We start from the raw sequence: 14875 nt of genomic DNA, 5'->3' as shown, positions 1-14875 counted from the left end.
TCCATCATTCGGACTTTTTGCGGTTAGGCTACTTCCATATGTAGGCCACGTCACAGGATATTTCTGTGCCCGGGCCTGCCGGGAAGCACAAGTCTCTCCCGCACGAACTCCCACAACTCTTAGGAGGCGGAATGCGTTTTTCGCGCACTTCCAAAGCACTGGGCATGGTGGCTATCGCCGCTTTGGCCCTGACCGGTTGCGGCGGCGGCGGTTCTAACACCGCCGGCGGCAGCACCGGTGGCGACGCCAGCAAGGTCATCATCGCCGACGGTTCCGAGCCCCAGCGTCCGCTGATGCCCGCCGACACCAACGAAGTTGGCGGCGGCAAGGTTATCGACATGATCTTCGCCGGTCTTGTCAGCTACGACCCCAGCGGCAAGCCCGTGAACGAACTCGCCGAGTCCATCGAGGGCAAGGACGGCCAGCACTTCACCATCAAGATCAAGAAGGACCAGAAGTTCACGAACGGCGAGGCCATCACCGCCAAGACGTTCGTTGACTCCTGGAACTTCGGTGCAGCCGCGAAGAACGCCCAGCTCAGCGGCGCCTTCTTCGAGAGCATCAAGGGCTACGACGAAGCCAGCAAAGAAGGCTCCACCGTCACCACCATGTCCGGCCTGAAGGTCGTCGACGACCAGACCTTCACCGTTGAACTGAAGCAGCCGGAATCCGACTGGCCGCTCCGCCTTGGCTACACCGCGTTCGTTCCGGTTCCGTCCGGCGCGCTGAAGGACCCGAAGGCGTTCGGCGAGAAGCCGGTCGGAAACGGCCCGTACAAGCTGGCCGACGGCGGCTGGCAGCACAACGTGCAGATCCAGCTCGTCCCGAACCCGGACTACAACGGCCCGCGCAAGGCCAAGAACGCCGGCGTGACGTTCAAGATCTTCCAGAACGACGACGCTGCGTACCAGGACCTGCTGTCCAACAACCTGGACATCCTGCAGACCATCCCCACGAGCGCTTTGAAGAACTTCAAGAGCGACCTGGGCGACCGCACCATCAACAAGCCGTACGCCGGCAACCAGACCATCGCGATTCCGGAATACCTGCCGGAGTGGAGCGGTGAAGCCGGCAAGCTCCGCCGCCAGGCCATCTCCATGGCCATCAACCGCGACGAAATCACCAAGGTCATCTTCAGCGGTGCACGCCAGCCCGCGAAGGACTTCACCGCTCCGGTTCTGTCCGGCTACAGCGACTCGATCCCGGGTTCCGAGAACCTGAAGTTCGACGCCGACAAGGCCAAGGCCGCTTGGGCCAAGGCTGACGCCATCCAGAAGTGGGACGCGAACAAGACCTTCACCATCGCCTACAACGCCGACAAGGGCGGCCACAAGGCATGGGTTGAGGCTGTTGTGAACCAGCTCAAGAACACGCTGGGCATCAAGGTTGAGGGCAAGCCGTACGCAACCTTCAAGGAAGCCCGCAACGACGCCACCGCAGGCACGCTGACCGGTGCAATCCGCGCCGGCTGGCAGGCCGACTACCCGTCGCTGTACAACTTCCTCGGACCGATCTACAAGACCGGTGCAGGCTCCAACGACGCACGCTACGCCAACCCGGCGTTCGACAAGGCCATCTCTGAAGGTCTCGCCGCTTCCTCCGTTGCAGACGGCAACAAGGCCATGAACAAGGCTCAGGAAACCCTCCTGACCGACCTTCCGGCCATCCCCCTGTGGTACCAGGTTGCCCAGGGCGGCTGGAGCGACAAGGTCTCCAACGTTGACTACGGCTGGGACGGCGTCCCGCTGTACTACAACATCACTGGCAAGTAATAACTGAACGACGGCGGGGGCTGCCTGGATTGGGGCCCTCGCCGTTGTTTTGCTTTCCCCCTATTTCTAAGCACCCGCCACGGCCGGTGCGATCCGCAGCCGGTCCGCCGTGACCGTACCGGCGCCGGCTGCACCCATAATGAAAAGGTTCTTTGATGAACAACTCCGCCGCATCCTTGCACGGGATGCCTGCTGACGGGGGTGTCGTTCGCTAATGGCGACTTACATCCTCAAGCGTTTCCTGCAGCTGATCCCGGTCTTCCTGGGCGCCACGCTGCTGGTGTACTTCCTGGTCTTCAGCCTGCCTGGCGACCCCATCGTGGCCCTCTTCGGCGACAAGCCGGTCAACGAGGCCGTCGCGGCCCAGCTCCGGCAGCAGTACCACCTCGATCAGCCGTTCTGGATCCAGTACCTGCTCTACCTCAAGGGCATCTTCACGTTCGACCTCGGCCAGGACTTCTCCGGCCGCCCCATTGCCGCCGTGCTGGGTGAGGTCTTCCCGGTGACGGCCCGCCTCGCCGTTATGGCCTTGATCTTCGAAGCCGTTTTCGGCATCATCTTCGGCCTGATCGCCGGCCTCCGCAAGGGCAAGTTCTTCGACGCGACCGTCCTGATCGCGTCCCTGATCGTCATCGGCATCCCGATCTTCGTGCTCGGCTTCGTGCTGCAGTTCACCATCGGCGTCCAGCTCGGCTGGGCCAAACCGACCGTCAGCTCGGCCGCCACGGTCCAGGACCTGATCCTGCCCGCGATCGTCCTCGGCCTCGGCTCCTTTGCCTACGTGCTGCGCCTGACCAGGACCAGCGTCATCGAAAACATGAACGCCGACTACGTGCGCACCGCCACCGCCAAGGGCCTGTCGCGTTTCCGCGTGGTCCGCGTGCACATCCTGCGCAACTCGCTGATCCCGGTCATCACCTTCCTCGGTGCTGACCTGGGCGCCCTCATGGGCGGTGCCATCGTCACCGAAGGCATCTTCAACGTCCCGGGCGTCGGCAACCGGTTGTACCGGGCCGTCACGCAGGGTGAGGGACCCACCGTCGTCTCCATCGTGACGGTGCTGGTGCTCATCTATGTTGTGTCCAACCTGCTTGTAGACCTGCTGTACGCCTGGCTTGACCCAAGGATCCGCTATGACGCCTGAGAACATCACCCCGGACCAGCGCACTGCGGCCCCGGCCAAGCGGCACGTCGAACACTTCGTCGCCGACTTCTCCGAGACACCGCTGCAGGCAACCGACAAGGTCAAGGAAGACCAGGCTCCGCTGAGCCTGTGGGGCGAGGCCTGGAAGAACCTGCGCAAGCAGCCGCTCTTCCTGATCTCCGCCTTCCTGATCCTCGTCGTCGTCGCCGTGTCACTTTTCCCCTCGCTCTTCTCCGGCATCGACCCCGCCTCGGAGGCATGCCAGCTGGCCAACTCCGACGCCGGACCGGCCGCCGGGCACCCGCTGGGCTTCACCCAGCAGGGCTGCGACGTGTACGCACGCGTGATCTTCGGTACCCGCTCCTCGGTGACCGTGGGCCTCTTCACTACCCTGGGTGTCTTGCTCATCGGCGGCATCATGGGCGCGCTTGCCGGTTACTACGGCGGCTGGGTGGATTCCATCCTGGCCCGCATCAACGACATCTTCTTCGCCCTGCCGCTGATCCTCGGCGCCATCGTGATGATGCAGCTGCCCGTCTTCCGTGCCAACCGCACGGCCTGGACGCTGGTGCTGATCCTGGTGACCTTCGGCTGGCCGCAGATCGCCCGTATCACCCGCGGTGCCGTGATCGAGGTCCGCAATGCCGACTTCGTGACCGCCGCCCGCTCCCTGGGCGTTTCTAAGTTCGGTGCGCTGATGCGCCACGTTATGCCGAACTCGCTGGCTCCGATCATCGTCGTCGCCACCATCTCGCTGGGTACCTTCATCGTCGCGGAATCGACCCTGTCGTTCCTCGGCATCGGGCTGCCGCCGAGCGTGATGTCCTGGGGCAATGACATCCAGGCAGCGCAGGCTTCCCTGCGGTCCAACCCGATGCCCCTGCTCTGGCCGGCCATCGCGCTGTCCATCACGGTCCTGAGCTTCATCATGCTGGGCGACGCCCTGCGCGATGCGCTCGATCCCAAAGCGCGCAAGCGATGAAAGGGGACGCCATGAACGCCTCTGTCGAATTCCACGAAGCCGGCGCGGCCGCCGGACGTCCGCTCCTTGAAATCAAGGACCTGGCGATCAGCTTCACCACCAGCAACGGCGAGGTGAACGCTGTCCGCAACGCCCACCTCACCGTAATGCCGGGCGAAACCGTCGCCATCGTCGGCGAGTCCGGCTCCGGCAAGTCGACGACGGCGCTGGCCGCCATCGGCCTGCTGCCCAGCAACGGCCGTGTGGCCGCCGGCAATGTCTTCTTCGACGGCGAGGACATCGCCCACGCCTCGGAGAAGCGGATGATCGAACTGCGCGGCAACAGCATCGGTATGGTGCCGCAGGACCCGATGTCCAACCTCAACCCGGTCTGGAAGATCGGTTACCAGGTCCGCGAAACGCTGAAGGCGAACGGGCTGCCCAGCGGCCCCGACGACGTCGCGAAGGTGCTGTCCGAAGCCGGTCTGCCCGATGCCTCACGCCGTGCCAACCAGTACCCGCACGAGTTCTCCGGCGGCATGCGCCAGCGTGCCCTGATCGCGATCGGCCTGTCCTGCCAGCCGCGCCTGCTCATTGCCGATGAGCCGACGTCGGCCCTGGACGTGACCGTCCAGCGGCAGATCCTGGATCACCTGGACAAGATGACCACCGAACTCGGCACGGCCGTCCTGCTCATCACCCACGACCTCGGCCTCGCCGCCGAGCGCGCCGACAAGGTTGTGGTCATGTACCGCGGCCAGGTCGTCGAAGCCGGTCCGTCGCTGGAGCTGCTGCAGAACCCGCAGCACCCGTACACCCAGCGGCTGGTTGCCTCGGCGCCGTCGCTGGCGTCACGGCGCATCCAGGCTGCCAAGGAACTCGGCGTCGAATCCGATGACCTGCTGGCACCCGCCGAGGACGTCGTCGTTGCCTCGACCCTGCCCGACGAGGTGCTGCAGATTGAGAACCTCAAGAAGGTCTTCAAGCTGCGCTCCGGCTTCGGCCGTTCCACCGACTTCACCGCTGTGGACGACGTGTCCTTCAGCGTCAAGCGGGGAACGACGACGGCGATCGTGGGGGAGTCGGGTTCCGGCAAGTCCACCGTGGCCCAGATGGTCCTGAACCTGCTCCAGCCGACCTCCGGCAAGATCGTGTTCGACGGCGTCGACACTTCCACGCTGAACAGCAAGGAGATCTTCGCCTTCCGGCGCCGGGTGCAGCCGATCTTCCAGGACCCTTACGGTTCCCTCGACCCGATGTACAACATCTTCCGGACCATCGAGGAACCGCTGCGGACCCACAAGATCGGGGACAAGGCCAGCCGGGAGAAAAAGGTCCGGGACCTGCTGGACCAGGTGGCACTGCCGCAGTCCACCATGCAGCGCTACCCGAACGAGCTCTCCGGCGGCCAGCGCCAGCGTGTGGCTATCGCCCGTGCCCTGGCCCTCGACCCCGAGGTCATCATCTGCGACGAGGCGGTGTCCGCCCTGGACGTGCTGGTGCAGGCGCAGGTGCTGAACCTGCTCGCCGACCTGCAGTCGCGGCTGGGCCTGACCTACCTGTTCATTACCCATGACCTCGCGGTGGTCCGGCAGATCGCCGACCACGTGTGTGTGATGGAGAAGGGCAAGCTGGTCGAGACCGGTTCCACCGACGAGGTCTTCGACTCGCCGAAGCAGGATTACACGAAGGCGCTGCTGAGGGGCCCCCCGTGGGGTGGACGCCGGCTCTTGCGTTGGCTGTTGCTGTGGTGGCTGGTGTTGAGTTGGCCGCTGTTGAGTTGGCTGATTCGCGTGTGTTCCGGCGGGGGCCGGGCGCATTGCTAGCCGAGGCCGAGGGCCTCGAAGCGCTTGGTGAGCACGCCGGCCGCGATCTCGTGGCCCTGCGCGTTCAGGTGTCGGTCGTCCTTCAGGTACTGCGCCAGACCGTACCGGGTGAGCCAGTCGCCCACGCTGACAAACGAGAGCCCGTATTCCTTGGCCACGGCACCCAGCAGCGTATCCACCTCGGTACGGCGCCCGCCGCCGGCCTGTGAGCCACGGGCGAGCGTTCCGACCATGACCACTTCGGCGTCGGGGTAGCGGTCTTCCACGGCCTGGATCAAACGCTCGGCATGCTCGGCGATCTCAACATTCGATGCTCCCCGGGTGGCATCGTTGCCGCCGCCTTCGATGACCACCAGGGGCGGTGCGCCGTAGGGCAGGTACCAGTCACAGTTTTCCAGGCCGTCGATGTAGTTGCCGCGGGTGCTGTTGCCGACGACGAATCCGGTGCCGCTGCCGCCGCCGAACACCACGTGGTAGCCCAGCCGTCCGAGGGCCTGCCGGGGCCAGCTGTCAGTAGGCTCCGACTGGGAATCACCAATGAGCACGGCCGTGTGGGCAACGTCTTCCACGATGATTTCCAGCCGGCCGTTCGCCGGGTTGCGGTACAGGGAACCGGCGGGAAGGCTGGCCGGGTCCACCGTGCCCTTCTTGCGGACCGTCCCGGCGGCCGCGGGCTGGCCTGGCCCGGCGACGGCCGCGACCGGGACGTCCTTCACACGGTCGGCGGACTTGGTAGGAGCAGCAGAATCCAGTGCCGGGGCACAGCCGCCAAGAAAGAGGGCGGCGGCGATCAGGGGCGGCATGACATGGGTCATCCTCAGGGCACTTCGCATGTCGGACTCCCCGCACGGTCGTAGGTACTCCAGCAATGATCCGGCATGTACCGGCCGAAAACCAGTGACATTGGTCACGGTGGGCCCCCGTCGGGTCAACGATTTGGTAACGGGGCGGGGGAGGGGTGCTGCCGGGATTTAGGCCAATAAATGCCCGGTCGTCTAGAATGGATGAAGGAGCCCTGTGTCAAAGGGCCTTGTCCGTCGTGCGTTCCGGTTGGAAATGTCGCGATACAACAGCTGACTTCACCACTGAATCGAGCAATAACGCATGTCTGAAACCACCACCAACACTGCGGTAGCCACTGCATCGCGCAGTGACCTGCGCAACGTCGCGATCGTGGCCCACGTTGACCACGGCAAGACCACCCTGGTCGATGCCATGCTCAAGCAGACCAACTCCTTTGCCGAGCACAACCACCTCGAAGACCGCGTCATGGACTCCGGTGACCTGGAACGCGAAAAGGGCATCACCATCCTCGCCAAGAACACCACGGTTGCCTACAACGGCCCGTCGTCGAACGGCGAGACCATCACCATCAACGTCATCGACACCCCCGGCCACGCCGACTTCGGCGGAGAGGTCGAGCGCGGCCTGTCCATGGTCGACGGCGTCGTCCTCCTCGTGGACGCCTCCGAGGGCCCGCTGCCCCAGACCCGCTTCGTGCTGCGCAAGGCCCTGGCCGCGCACCTGCCGGTGATCCTGCTGGTCAACAAGACCGACCGCCCCGACGCCCGGATCGAGGAAGTCGTCCACGAGTCCATGGACCTGCTCCTTGGCCTCGCCTCCGACCTCGCCGACGAAGTGCCGGACCTGGACCTGGACAAGATCCTCGAGGTTCCGGTTGTCTACGCCGCCGCCAAGGTTGGCCGCGCCTCCCTCGAGCAGCCCGCCGACGGCACCGCCCCGGAAAACGAGGACCTGGAGCCGCTCTTCAAGACCATCGTCGAGCACATCCCGGCCCCGACGTACAACCCCGAGGGTGTCCTCCAGGCGCACGTCACCAACCTGGACGCCTCCCCGTTCCTGGGCCGTCTGGCGCTCCTGCGCATCTACAACGGCACCCTGCGCAAGGGCCAGACCGTGGCCTGGGCGCGTGCCAACGGTGAGCTGAAGAACGTCAAGATCACCGAGCTGCTGGCCACCAAGGCCCTGGACCGCGTCCCGGCCGAGTCCGCCGGCCCGGGCGAGATTGTCGCCGTCGCCGGTATCGAGGAAATCACCATCGGTGAGACCCTGACCGACGCCGAGAACCCGCAGCCGCTGCCGCTGATCACCGTGGACGATCCCGCGATCTCCATGACCATTGGTATCAACACCTCGCCGCTGGCCGGCAAGGTCAAGGGCGCGAAGGTCACCGCCCGCCAGGTCAAGGACCGCCTCGACAAGGAACTGATCGGTAACGTCTCGATCAAGGTTCTTCCCACCGAGCGTCCCGACGCTTGGGAAGTCCAGGGCCGTGGCGAGCTCGCGCTGGCCATCCTCGTTGAGCAGATGCGCCGCGAAGGCTTCGAGCTGACCGTGGGCAAGCCGCAGGTTGTCACCAAGGTGGTCGACGGCAAGGTCCACGAGCCGATGGAGCACATGACCATCGACGTGCCGGAAGAGTACCTCGGCGCGGTCACCCAGCTCATGGCAGCCCGCAAGGGCCGCATGACCAACATGGCCAACCACGGCACCGGCTGGTGCCGCATGGAATTCATCGTTCCGGCCCGTGGCCTGATCGGCTTCCGCACCCGGTTCCTCACGGACACCCGCGGCGCCGGCATTGCCGCTTCGATCTCCGAGGGCTACGAGCCATGGGCCGGCCCGATCGAGTACCGTACCAACGGTTCGATGATCGCCGACCGCGCCGGTGTTGTGACGCCGTTCGCGATGATCAACCTGCAGGAACGTGGCTCCTTCTTCGTCAAGCCCACCTCCGAGGTGTACGAGGGCATGATCGTCGGCGAGAACTCCCGCGCCGACGACATGGACGTGAACATCACCAAGGAAAAGAAGCTCACCAACATGCGTGCCGCTTCCTCCGACACCTTCGAGAACCTGACGCCGCCGCGCGACCTGACCCTCGAAGAGTCCCTCGAATTCGCCCGCGAGGACGAGTGCGTGGAGGTCACCCCGGACGCCATCCGCATCCGTAAGGTCATCCTGGACACCAACGAGCGTGCCAAGGCCAACCGCGCCCGCGCTAAGGTCTGATCCCGGTCTCCGGGCCTCGGCTGAGACGTGACTAAGAGAGCTGCCGGCAGGGCAGGCGGTATTGCCGCCGCCCTGCCGGCAGCTCTGTTTGCTGCCCTGGCCGGGACCGTACTGCACCGCCAGAGCCTGTCCCTCGCCGGGGTTGAACTGCCCTGGGGTGTGCTCGCCGCGCTGGTGCTGCTGGCGTCGGTGGAGCTGTGGCTCGGAGCGGCCTTCCGTTCGGTCGTTCCGGCCGCTGTCTGCGGGGCAGGATGCTACGCCTTGGCCGGCTGGTGGGCCACCCTGGAGGCGGGCAAGCGGCTGATCATCGGCGACCTGCCCGGAAACCTGTGGATCTTCGGCATTGGCGTGGTAACAGTGGGCATGCTCATCTGGTGCCGCCGCTACGCCCGGGCGCGGAGGTAGGGCGGCTTCCCCTCCGACGGACATGCCCATCCTTCGTGCACCCGGATGAGCATGTCCATTTTTTGTGCCCGGATTTGGGCATGCCCGCCCCTCGCCCCCCGCCCGGATGGACATGCGCCGCTTCTGGTCCCCTGGACGGACATGCCCATTTTTCGTGCCAGGAATCGAGCATGCCCGCTCCTGCCGAGCACCCCGGACGGACATGCTCATTGGTCGGCTCAAAGGGTGGACATATATGCACTATGTCCATTGGTCAGGGAGGGCGTTGGACATGTCCGGCGCCGCCGACGGACATGTCCATTTCCGGGCGCTGGGACCGGACCCGGGTTTGTGCACATAGCGCCTTACGGGGCTGTCCTAGGCCAGACCTGGTCGTAACCATGGGCGCATGGTGAAAATCAATGAAGTCATGTCCACGTTCGACGGCGTCGCCCGCGCCAAGCACCTCGCGGCGGCGGGCGTTTCGGGCTTCCAGCTTCGGACAGCGCTGGCCGACGGGGCAGTCACCCGGGTGGCCCGTGGCGTCTATGCACTGCCGGACGCGGATCCGGTGCTGGTCTCCATCCGCTCCCTGCCCGCCGAACCGGCCTGCGTCAGTGCGGCCCATTTCGGCGGCCTATGGGTGCTGGATATGCCCCAACAACCCCACGTCGGCCTGACCCACAGCCGCAGCTACCCGGGTTTTGTCTGCCACCGCGCCGTGGCGCCGCCCACCCTGCTCGATACGGTGGTTCAAAGCCTGCGCTGCCTGCCTGAACTGGACGGGCTCGTGATTGCGGAATCGGCGGTCGCCATCAAGGGACTGCCATTGTCATCGCTTCGGCTACGTTTGGCCGGCCGGAACGACGCCCGGGAGCGCGCCATCGCCGCGGCCATTGTCCCGCAGTCCCAGTCAGTCATTGAGTGCCTGGCCCGATTCACTCTTCGCCGGGCTGGCTTCCACGTTGAGTCGCAGGTGAACATCCGGGGGATGGGCCACCTGGACCTCATGGTTGACGGCCGCCTGGGCATAGAGACCGACGGCGCGGGCTTCCACATGGACCGGCGGAGTTTCGAGGAAGATCGACGCCGATGGAACGTCACCACCCGGCTCGGGGTCCCCACCCTGGTGGTCACCTACCCCTTGCTCAAATACCGCCCGGAAGAATTCATCGCCATGGTCCGGGACGCGTTGAACCGGCTCAGCGTGGCAGCCTGAACCGGCGGCCCCAGCTACGGATCAGTCCGGGCCGCGACCAATGAGCATGTCCGTCTGAGACGCTTCGGCAAACGACCAATCCCGCCTGAGCTCTGAAGAATGAGCATGCTCGTCAGAAACGGTTCTGAAAAATGGGCATGTCCGTCCTGACGCACCGCGGTTGGACATGATGCCTATATGTCCATCCGTAGCGCCCGGGGATGGGCATGCCCGGCGGGGTGGGCGAAAAATGGGCATGTCCCGTCGTGGGTGGCGCGAAGGTTGGGCATGTCCCGCGGGGTGGGCCAGGGACGGGCATGTCCATCGGTGGGGGTCAGGGATGGGCATGTCCAGTGGGGCGCGGGCGCGGTTGCGGGGCCGGGGGGACCTCCTTGGCCGCCACCACCAGCGAAAGGGGAATGACGACGTCGGCGCGGCGGGTGCGGACGGTGCAGCCGTCGCCGGTCCGGTCCACGAGGTCGCCGAGGGCGTCCGTGAGGCCGCCCTCGATCCGGTAGCGCACCACCACACGGGTGCCCAGGGGCGCGTCGGAGAGGAACTGCTGCGGCGGAGGGATCGGTGAACTCACCCGTTCATAGTAGGACGCACCGGCTCTGTGACGCCCGGCTAGGTTCGCGGGATCAGGCTGGGAGATAATAGGCTCAGAAGTCAGCAGCCCGGCGCTCAGGCCGGGAGCAAGATCCGGCGGGACGCCGGAACCAACGTGGAGAGGCCAGGGACGTGACGTACGTAATCGCGCAGCCGTGTGTAGATGTCAAAGACAAGGCATGTATCGAAGAATGCCCCGTCGACTGCATCTATGAGGGCGAGCGTTCCCTGTACATCCACCCGGACGAGTGCGTGGACTGCGGCGCCTGCGAGCCGGTCTGCCCCGTCGAGGCGATCTACTACGAGGACGACACCCCCGAGGAATGGGCCGATTACTACAAGGCCAACGTCGAGTTCTTCGACGTGCTCGGCTCGCCGGGCGGCGCCGCCAAGATCGGCAACACCCACACCGACCACGCCATGATCGCCGCCCTGCCCCCGCAGAAGCAAGACAACTAGGACGGCGCCGGTGACTTCTGCGGTGCGCAGCTTCGGACTCAGCCTGCCCGACTACCCGTGGGAAGCCATGGCCCCGTATCTTGCGCGGGCCGCCGAGCACCCCGGGGGCGTCGCGAATCTCTCCATCGGCACCCCGGTGGACGACACCCCGGCACTGGTGCAGGAGGCGCTCCGCGCGGCCTCCAACGCCCCCGGCTACCCCACGGTGCACGGGACGCCGGCGCTGCGCCAGGCCATCGCGGACTGGTTTGACCGGCGCCGCGGCGTCCCCGGGCTGGACCCGGCCAACGTGATGCCCACTGTTGGGTCCAAGGAACTGGTGGCCTGGCTGCCGTTCCTGCTCGGGCTCAAGCCGGGCGACGTCGTGGTCCGGCCGACCGTCGCGTACCCCACCTACGACATCGGGGCCACCTTCACCGGCGCCGAGCATGTGGCCGCCGATGACCTTGATGAGCTCGACGCCGGCACCAGGTCCCGGGTCCGGCTCATCTGGGTTAACTCCCCGGCCAACCCCACCGGCAGTGTGCGCGACGCCGAATCCCTGAAGCGGATCGTCGACCAGGCCCGGGAGATCGGCGCCGTGGTTGCCTCGGACGAGTGCTACGCGGAACTCGGCTGGGGGGAGTGGGACCTCCAACGCGGCGGGCAGCCCGTCCCCAGCATCCTGGACCCCCGCGTGGCCGGGGACTCCCACGAGGGCCTGCTGGCGGTCTATTCGTTGAGCAAACAGTCCAACCTCGCCGGCTACCGGGCCGCTTTTGTTGCCGGGGACGGCGCTATCATGGCCAACCTGGTGAACAGCCGCAAGCACGCAGGCATGATCGTCCCCTACCCCGTCCAGGAGGCCATGCGGGTGGCCCTCGGCGACGACGCGCACGTCCAGGCCCAGAAGGACCTGTACCGGGGACGCCGCGAGCGGATCGTCCCGGCGCTGGAACGTTTCGGCCTGGCCATTCACGAATCCCGCGCCGGACTCTACCTCTGGGCCACGGCCGGGGAACCGACCTGGGACACCGTGGGCCGGCTCGCGGACCGCGGGATCGTCGTCGGCCCCGGTGTGTTTTACGGCGACGCCGGAAACGGCTTCATCCGGGTGGCGCTCACTGCCTCGGACGAACGAATCGACGCCGCCGTCGAACGTCTGGCTACGGGACCGTAACAATGCTGTGACGCGGGCCACAAGATGCGCGATTTGGTCGCTTTGGCGGCGTCCCGGATTAGTGCCACCCGCGAACTGACGGTAGTTTTTAACTGACTATCAATGGTGGCTTTCCACAAGAAGGCAGCGCAGCCGTTGGAATCCGTGTCCCGATACAGGTTCCGTGGGCCGCTCCACCAGATGTTGGATCAAGCTTTCAACAGGGGCCCAGACGCCTCATGAGGAGAATCCATGACTGAGACCACCAGCGCAACCCTGCGTCATGCAGGCGGGGAGCTCGAGCTCCCGCGCATCAAGGTTGTTGAAGGAAACGAAGGCTACGACGTTTCCAAGCTGCTGAAGCAGACCGGCGCTGTCGCCTTTGACCCCGGTTTCATGAACACCGCGGCCACCACCTCCGCCATCACCTACATCGACGGCGACGCCGGCATCCTGCGCTACCGGGGCTACCCGATCGAGCAGCTCGCCCAGCACTCCAGCTTCCTGGAAGTTTCCTACCTGCTGATCTACGGCAACCTGCCGACGCCTGCCGAGCTGGAAGCGTTCGACCAGCGGATCCGCCACCACACCCTGCTGCACGAGGAGCTCAAGGGCTTCTTCAGCGGCTTCCCGCGCGACGCCCACCCCATGCCGGTGCTGTCCTCGGCCGTGTCCGCACTGTCCACGTTCTACCAGGACTCGCTGGACCCCTTCAACGCCGAGCAGGTTGAGGTTTCCACCTACCGGCTGCTGGCCAAGATGCCCGTCATCGCCGCCTACGCCCTGAAGAAGTCCGTCGGCCAGCCGATGCTGTACCCGGACAACTCGCACAACCTGGTGGAGAACTTCCTGCGCCTGAGCTTCGGCCTGCCGGCCGAGCAGTACGAGGTGGACCCGGTGGTCGCCAAGGCCCTGGACCTGCTGCTGATCCTGCACGCGGACCACGAGCAGAACTGCTCCACCTCCACGGTGCGGCTGGTCGGCTCCTCGAACGCCAACCTCTTCGCCTCCGTCTCGGCCGGCATCAACGCCCTCTTCGGCCCGGCCCACGGCGGCGCCAACGAGGCCGTGCTCAAGATGCTCCGCCAGATCCAGGCCGACGGCATCAAGCCCGAGGACTACATGGAGAAGGTCAAGAACAAGGAAGACGGCGTCCGCCTGATGGGCTTCGGCCACCGGGTCTACAAGAACTACGACCCCCGCGCCAAGATCGTCAAAGCCACGGCCCACGAGATCCTCACCAAGCTCGGCGGCAACGACGAGCTCCTGGACATCGCGCTCCGCCTCGAAGAGAAGGCGCTGCAGGACGACTACTTCATCGAGCGCAAGCTCTACCCGAACGTCGACTTCTACACCGGCCTGATCTACAAGGCCATGGGCTTCCCGGAGAAGATGTTCACCGTGCTGTTCGCTATCGGGCGCCTGCCGGGCTGGATCGCCCAGTGGCGTGAAATGATCAGCGACCCGAACACCAAGATCGGCCGCCCGCGGCAGCTCTACACGGGAGAGCCGGAGCGGAACTACCCGTCCCGCTAGGCACAGACTGACAAACGACACCGGCCGCGCACCCCACCCGGGGGCGCGGCCGGCGTCGTTCCCGGATGTTGCTGGAGTTACTGGTGTGACCGGCGTGGGACGCCGTTGAGCGGACACATCCGTGCTAAAAAAGAGCAATGCCCAAATTTGTCGACGCTGCTTTGCGGCGCCAGGAAGTTGTCGAAGCCGTCTTCAGGATCATCGCGGCCGACGGCCTGGAACGGGCCTCCCTCCGCGAAGTGGCCGACGAGGCCGACCTGGCCGTCGGCTCCGTGCGGCACTACTTCGCCAGCAGCGACGAGCTCCTGGCCCACTCCTTCGGGGTGGTGATCGACCGGATCGCCGGACGGCTCGACGCCGCCGAGACCCGGCTGGCAGCCGAGGCCCCCGGCTCGGCGGAGCACCGCACCGCGGTGCTGACCCTGCTGTCGGAACTGCTCCCGCTCGACGAGGACCGCGCCGTCGACGCCTGCGTGTGGATGGCCTTCAAGAACGCGGCCCGGACCCGGCCCTTCCTCGCCGCCGAAGCGGACCGCAGCCACCGGACGGTGGCCGCCGTCGTCGGCCGGCTGATGATGGACCTCACCGCGGACGACGGCGGTGCGGACGACGCCGGGCGCCAGCGCCTGGTCACCGAGGCGGAACGCCTGCTGGCCACCCTGGACGGCCTGACCATGCACGCGCTGCTGCAGCCCGAATGGATGACAGCGGAAATGTGCCACGATGTCCTGGACGCCCACCTGGCGAGTCTGGGCAGCGGCACCACCGCCCATTAACCTGCGCCAGCTTCAGGAATAGACTGGGAAAGTACGTCA

General features: G+C 65.8%; 13 protein-coding genes. 11 read left to right on the top strand and 2 right to left on the bottom strand.

The features are described from left to right. Positions 1-131 precede the first annotated feature (131 nt). The 4 genes from AC1DHY_RS01720 (at position 132) to AC1DHY_RS01705 (ending at position 5703) form a co-directional block, all read left to right on the top strand. Positions 132-1772, top strand: coding sequence for a peptide ABC transporter substrate-binding protein (locus AC1DHY_RS01720; RefSeq protein ID WP_476880372.1), 1641 nt, complete (start codon positions 132-134; stop codon positions 1770-1772). Positions 1773-1986: 214 nt separating this feature from the next. Beyond that, on the top strand, positions 1987-2916 hold the full coding sequence (locus tag AC1DHY_RS01715; RefSeq protein ID WP_476880373.1) for an ABC transporter permease: 930 nt from the start codon (positions 1987-1989) through the stop codon (positions 2914-2916). Next, positions 2906-3898 carry an ABC transporter permease gene (locus AC1DHY_RS01710; RefSeq protein WP_476903070.1) on the top strand — a complete coding sequence of 331 codons (993 nt, stop codon included), beginning with the start codon at positions 2906-2908 and terminating at the stop codon, positions 3896-3898. Before AC1DHY_RS01715 ends, AC1DHY_RS01710 begins: the two co-directional genes overlap by 11 nt. Positions 3899-3909: 11 nt before the next feature. Next, positions 3910-5703, top strand: a complete 1794-nt coding sequence (locus AC1DHY_RS01705; RefSeq protein ID WP_476903069.1) for an ABC transporter ATP-binding protein — start codon at positions 3910-3912, stop codon at positions 5701-5703. Here AC1DHY_RS01705 and AC1DHY_RS01700 read toward each other — a convergent pair. Then, positions 5700-6536 (bottom strand): SGNH/GDSL hydrolase family protein, encoded by an 837-nt coding sequence (locus tag AC1DHY_RS01700; RefSeq protein WP_476880376.1) that lies wholly within the window; start codon positions 6534-6536, stop codon positions 5700-5702. The two genes, AC1DHY_RS01705 and AC1DHY_RS01700, sit on opposite strands and share 4 nt — an antisense overlap. A 271-nt stretch (positions 6537-6807) precedes the next feature. Here AC1DHY_RS01700 and typA point away from each other — a divergent pair, with 271 nt between their 5' ends. The 3 genes from typA (at position 6808) to AC1DHY_RS01685 (ending at position 10339) form a co-directional block, all read left to right on the top strand. Next, positions 6808-8736, top strand: coding sequence for a translational GTPase TypA (typA, locus tag AC1DHY_RS01695; protein ID WP_476880377.1), 1929 nt, complete (start codon positions 6808-6810; stop codon positions 8734-8736). Between the two features lie 27 nt (positions 8737-8763). Continuing rightward, on the top strand, positions 8764-9141 hold the full coding sequence (locus AC1DHY_RS01690) for a hypothetical protein (protein WP_476880378.1): 378 nt from the start codon (positions 8764-8766) through the stop codon (positions 9139-9141). Positions 9142-9529: 388 nt separating this feature from the next. Then, complete coding sequence (locus tag AC1DHY_RS01685; protein WP_476880379.1) at positions 9530-10339, top strand: hypothetical protein; 810 nt, start codon at positions 9530-9532, stop codon at positions 10337-10339. Between the two features lie 313 nt (positions 10340-10652). On the opposite strand, the gene AC1DHY_RS01680 is transcribed toward AC1DHY_RS01685, so the two are convergent. After that, positions 10653-10907, bottom strand: a complete 255-nt coding sequence (locus AC1DHY_RS01680) for a putative acetyltransferase (RefSeq protein ID WP_476878408.1) — start codon at positions 10905-10907, stop codon at positions 10653-10655. A gap of 152 nt (positions 10908-11059) precedes the next feature. Between AC1DHY_RS01680 and fdxA the strand changes: the two genes are divergently transcribed. The 4 genes from fdxA to AC1DHY_RS01660 all read left to right on the top strand — a co-directional run bounded on the left by fdxA (position 11060) and on the right by AC1DHY_RS01660 (position 14836). After that, positions 11060-11386: a ferredoxin gene (gene fdxA, locus AC1DHY_RS01675; protein ID WP_476878407.1), complete on the top strand. Its 327-nt coding sequence runs from the start codon at positions 11060-11062 to the stop codon at positions 11384-11386. Between the two features lie 10 nt (positions 11387-11396). Continuing rightward, entirely contained in the window at positions 11397-12545 is a 1149-nt protein-coding gene (gene dapC, locus AC1DHY_RS01670) for a succinyldiaminopimelate transaminase (protein ID WP_476903068.1), read from the top strand. A 231-nt stretch (positions 12546-12776) separates the two neighbouring features. Next, positions 12777-14060 (top strand): citrate synthase, encoded by a 1284-nt coding sequence (locus AC1DHY_RS01665; protein ID WP_476878405.1) that lies wholly within the window; start codon positions 12777-12779, stop codon positions 14058-14060. A 137-nt stretch (positions 14061-14197) separates the two neighbouring features. Next, complete coding sequence (locus tag AC1DHY_RS01660) at positions 14198-14836, top strand: TetR/AcrR family transcriptional regulator (protein ID WP_476878404.1); 639 nt, start codon at positions 14198-14200, stop codon at positions 14834-14836. Positions 14837-14875: the final 39 nt, after the last annotated feature.

The organism is Arthrobacter sp. 05L44, assembly GCF_056397605.1.
The sequence above is the reverse complement of the archived record's forward strand: the minus strand, read 5'-3'. Positions and strand labels throughout refer to the sequence as shown.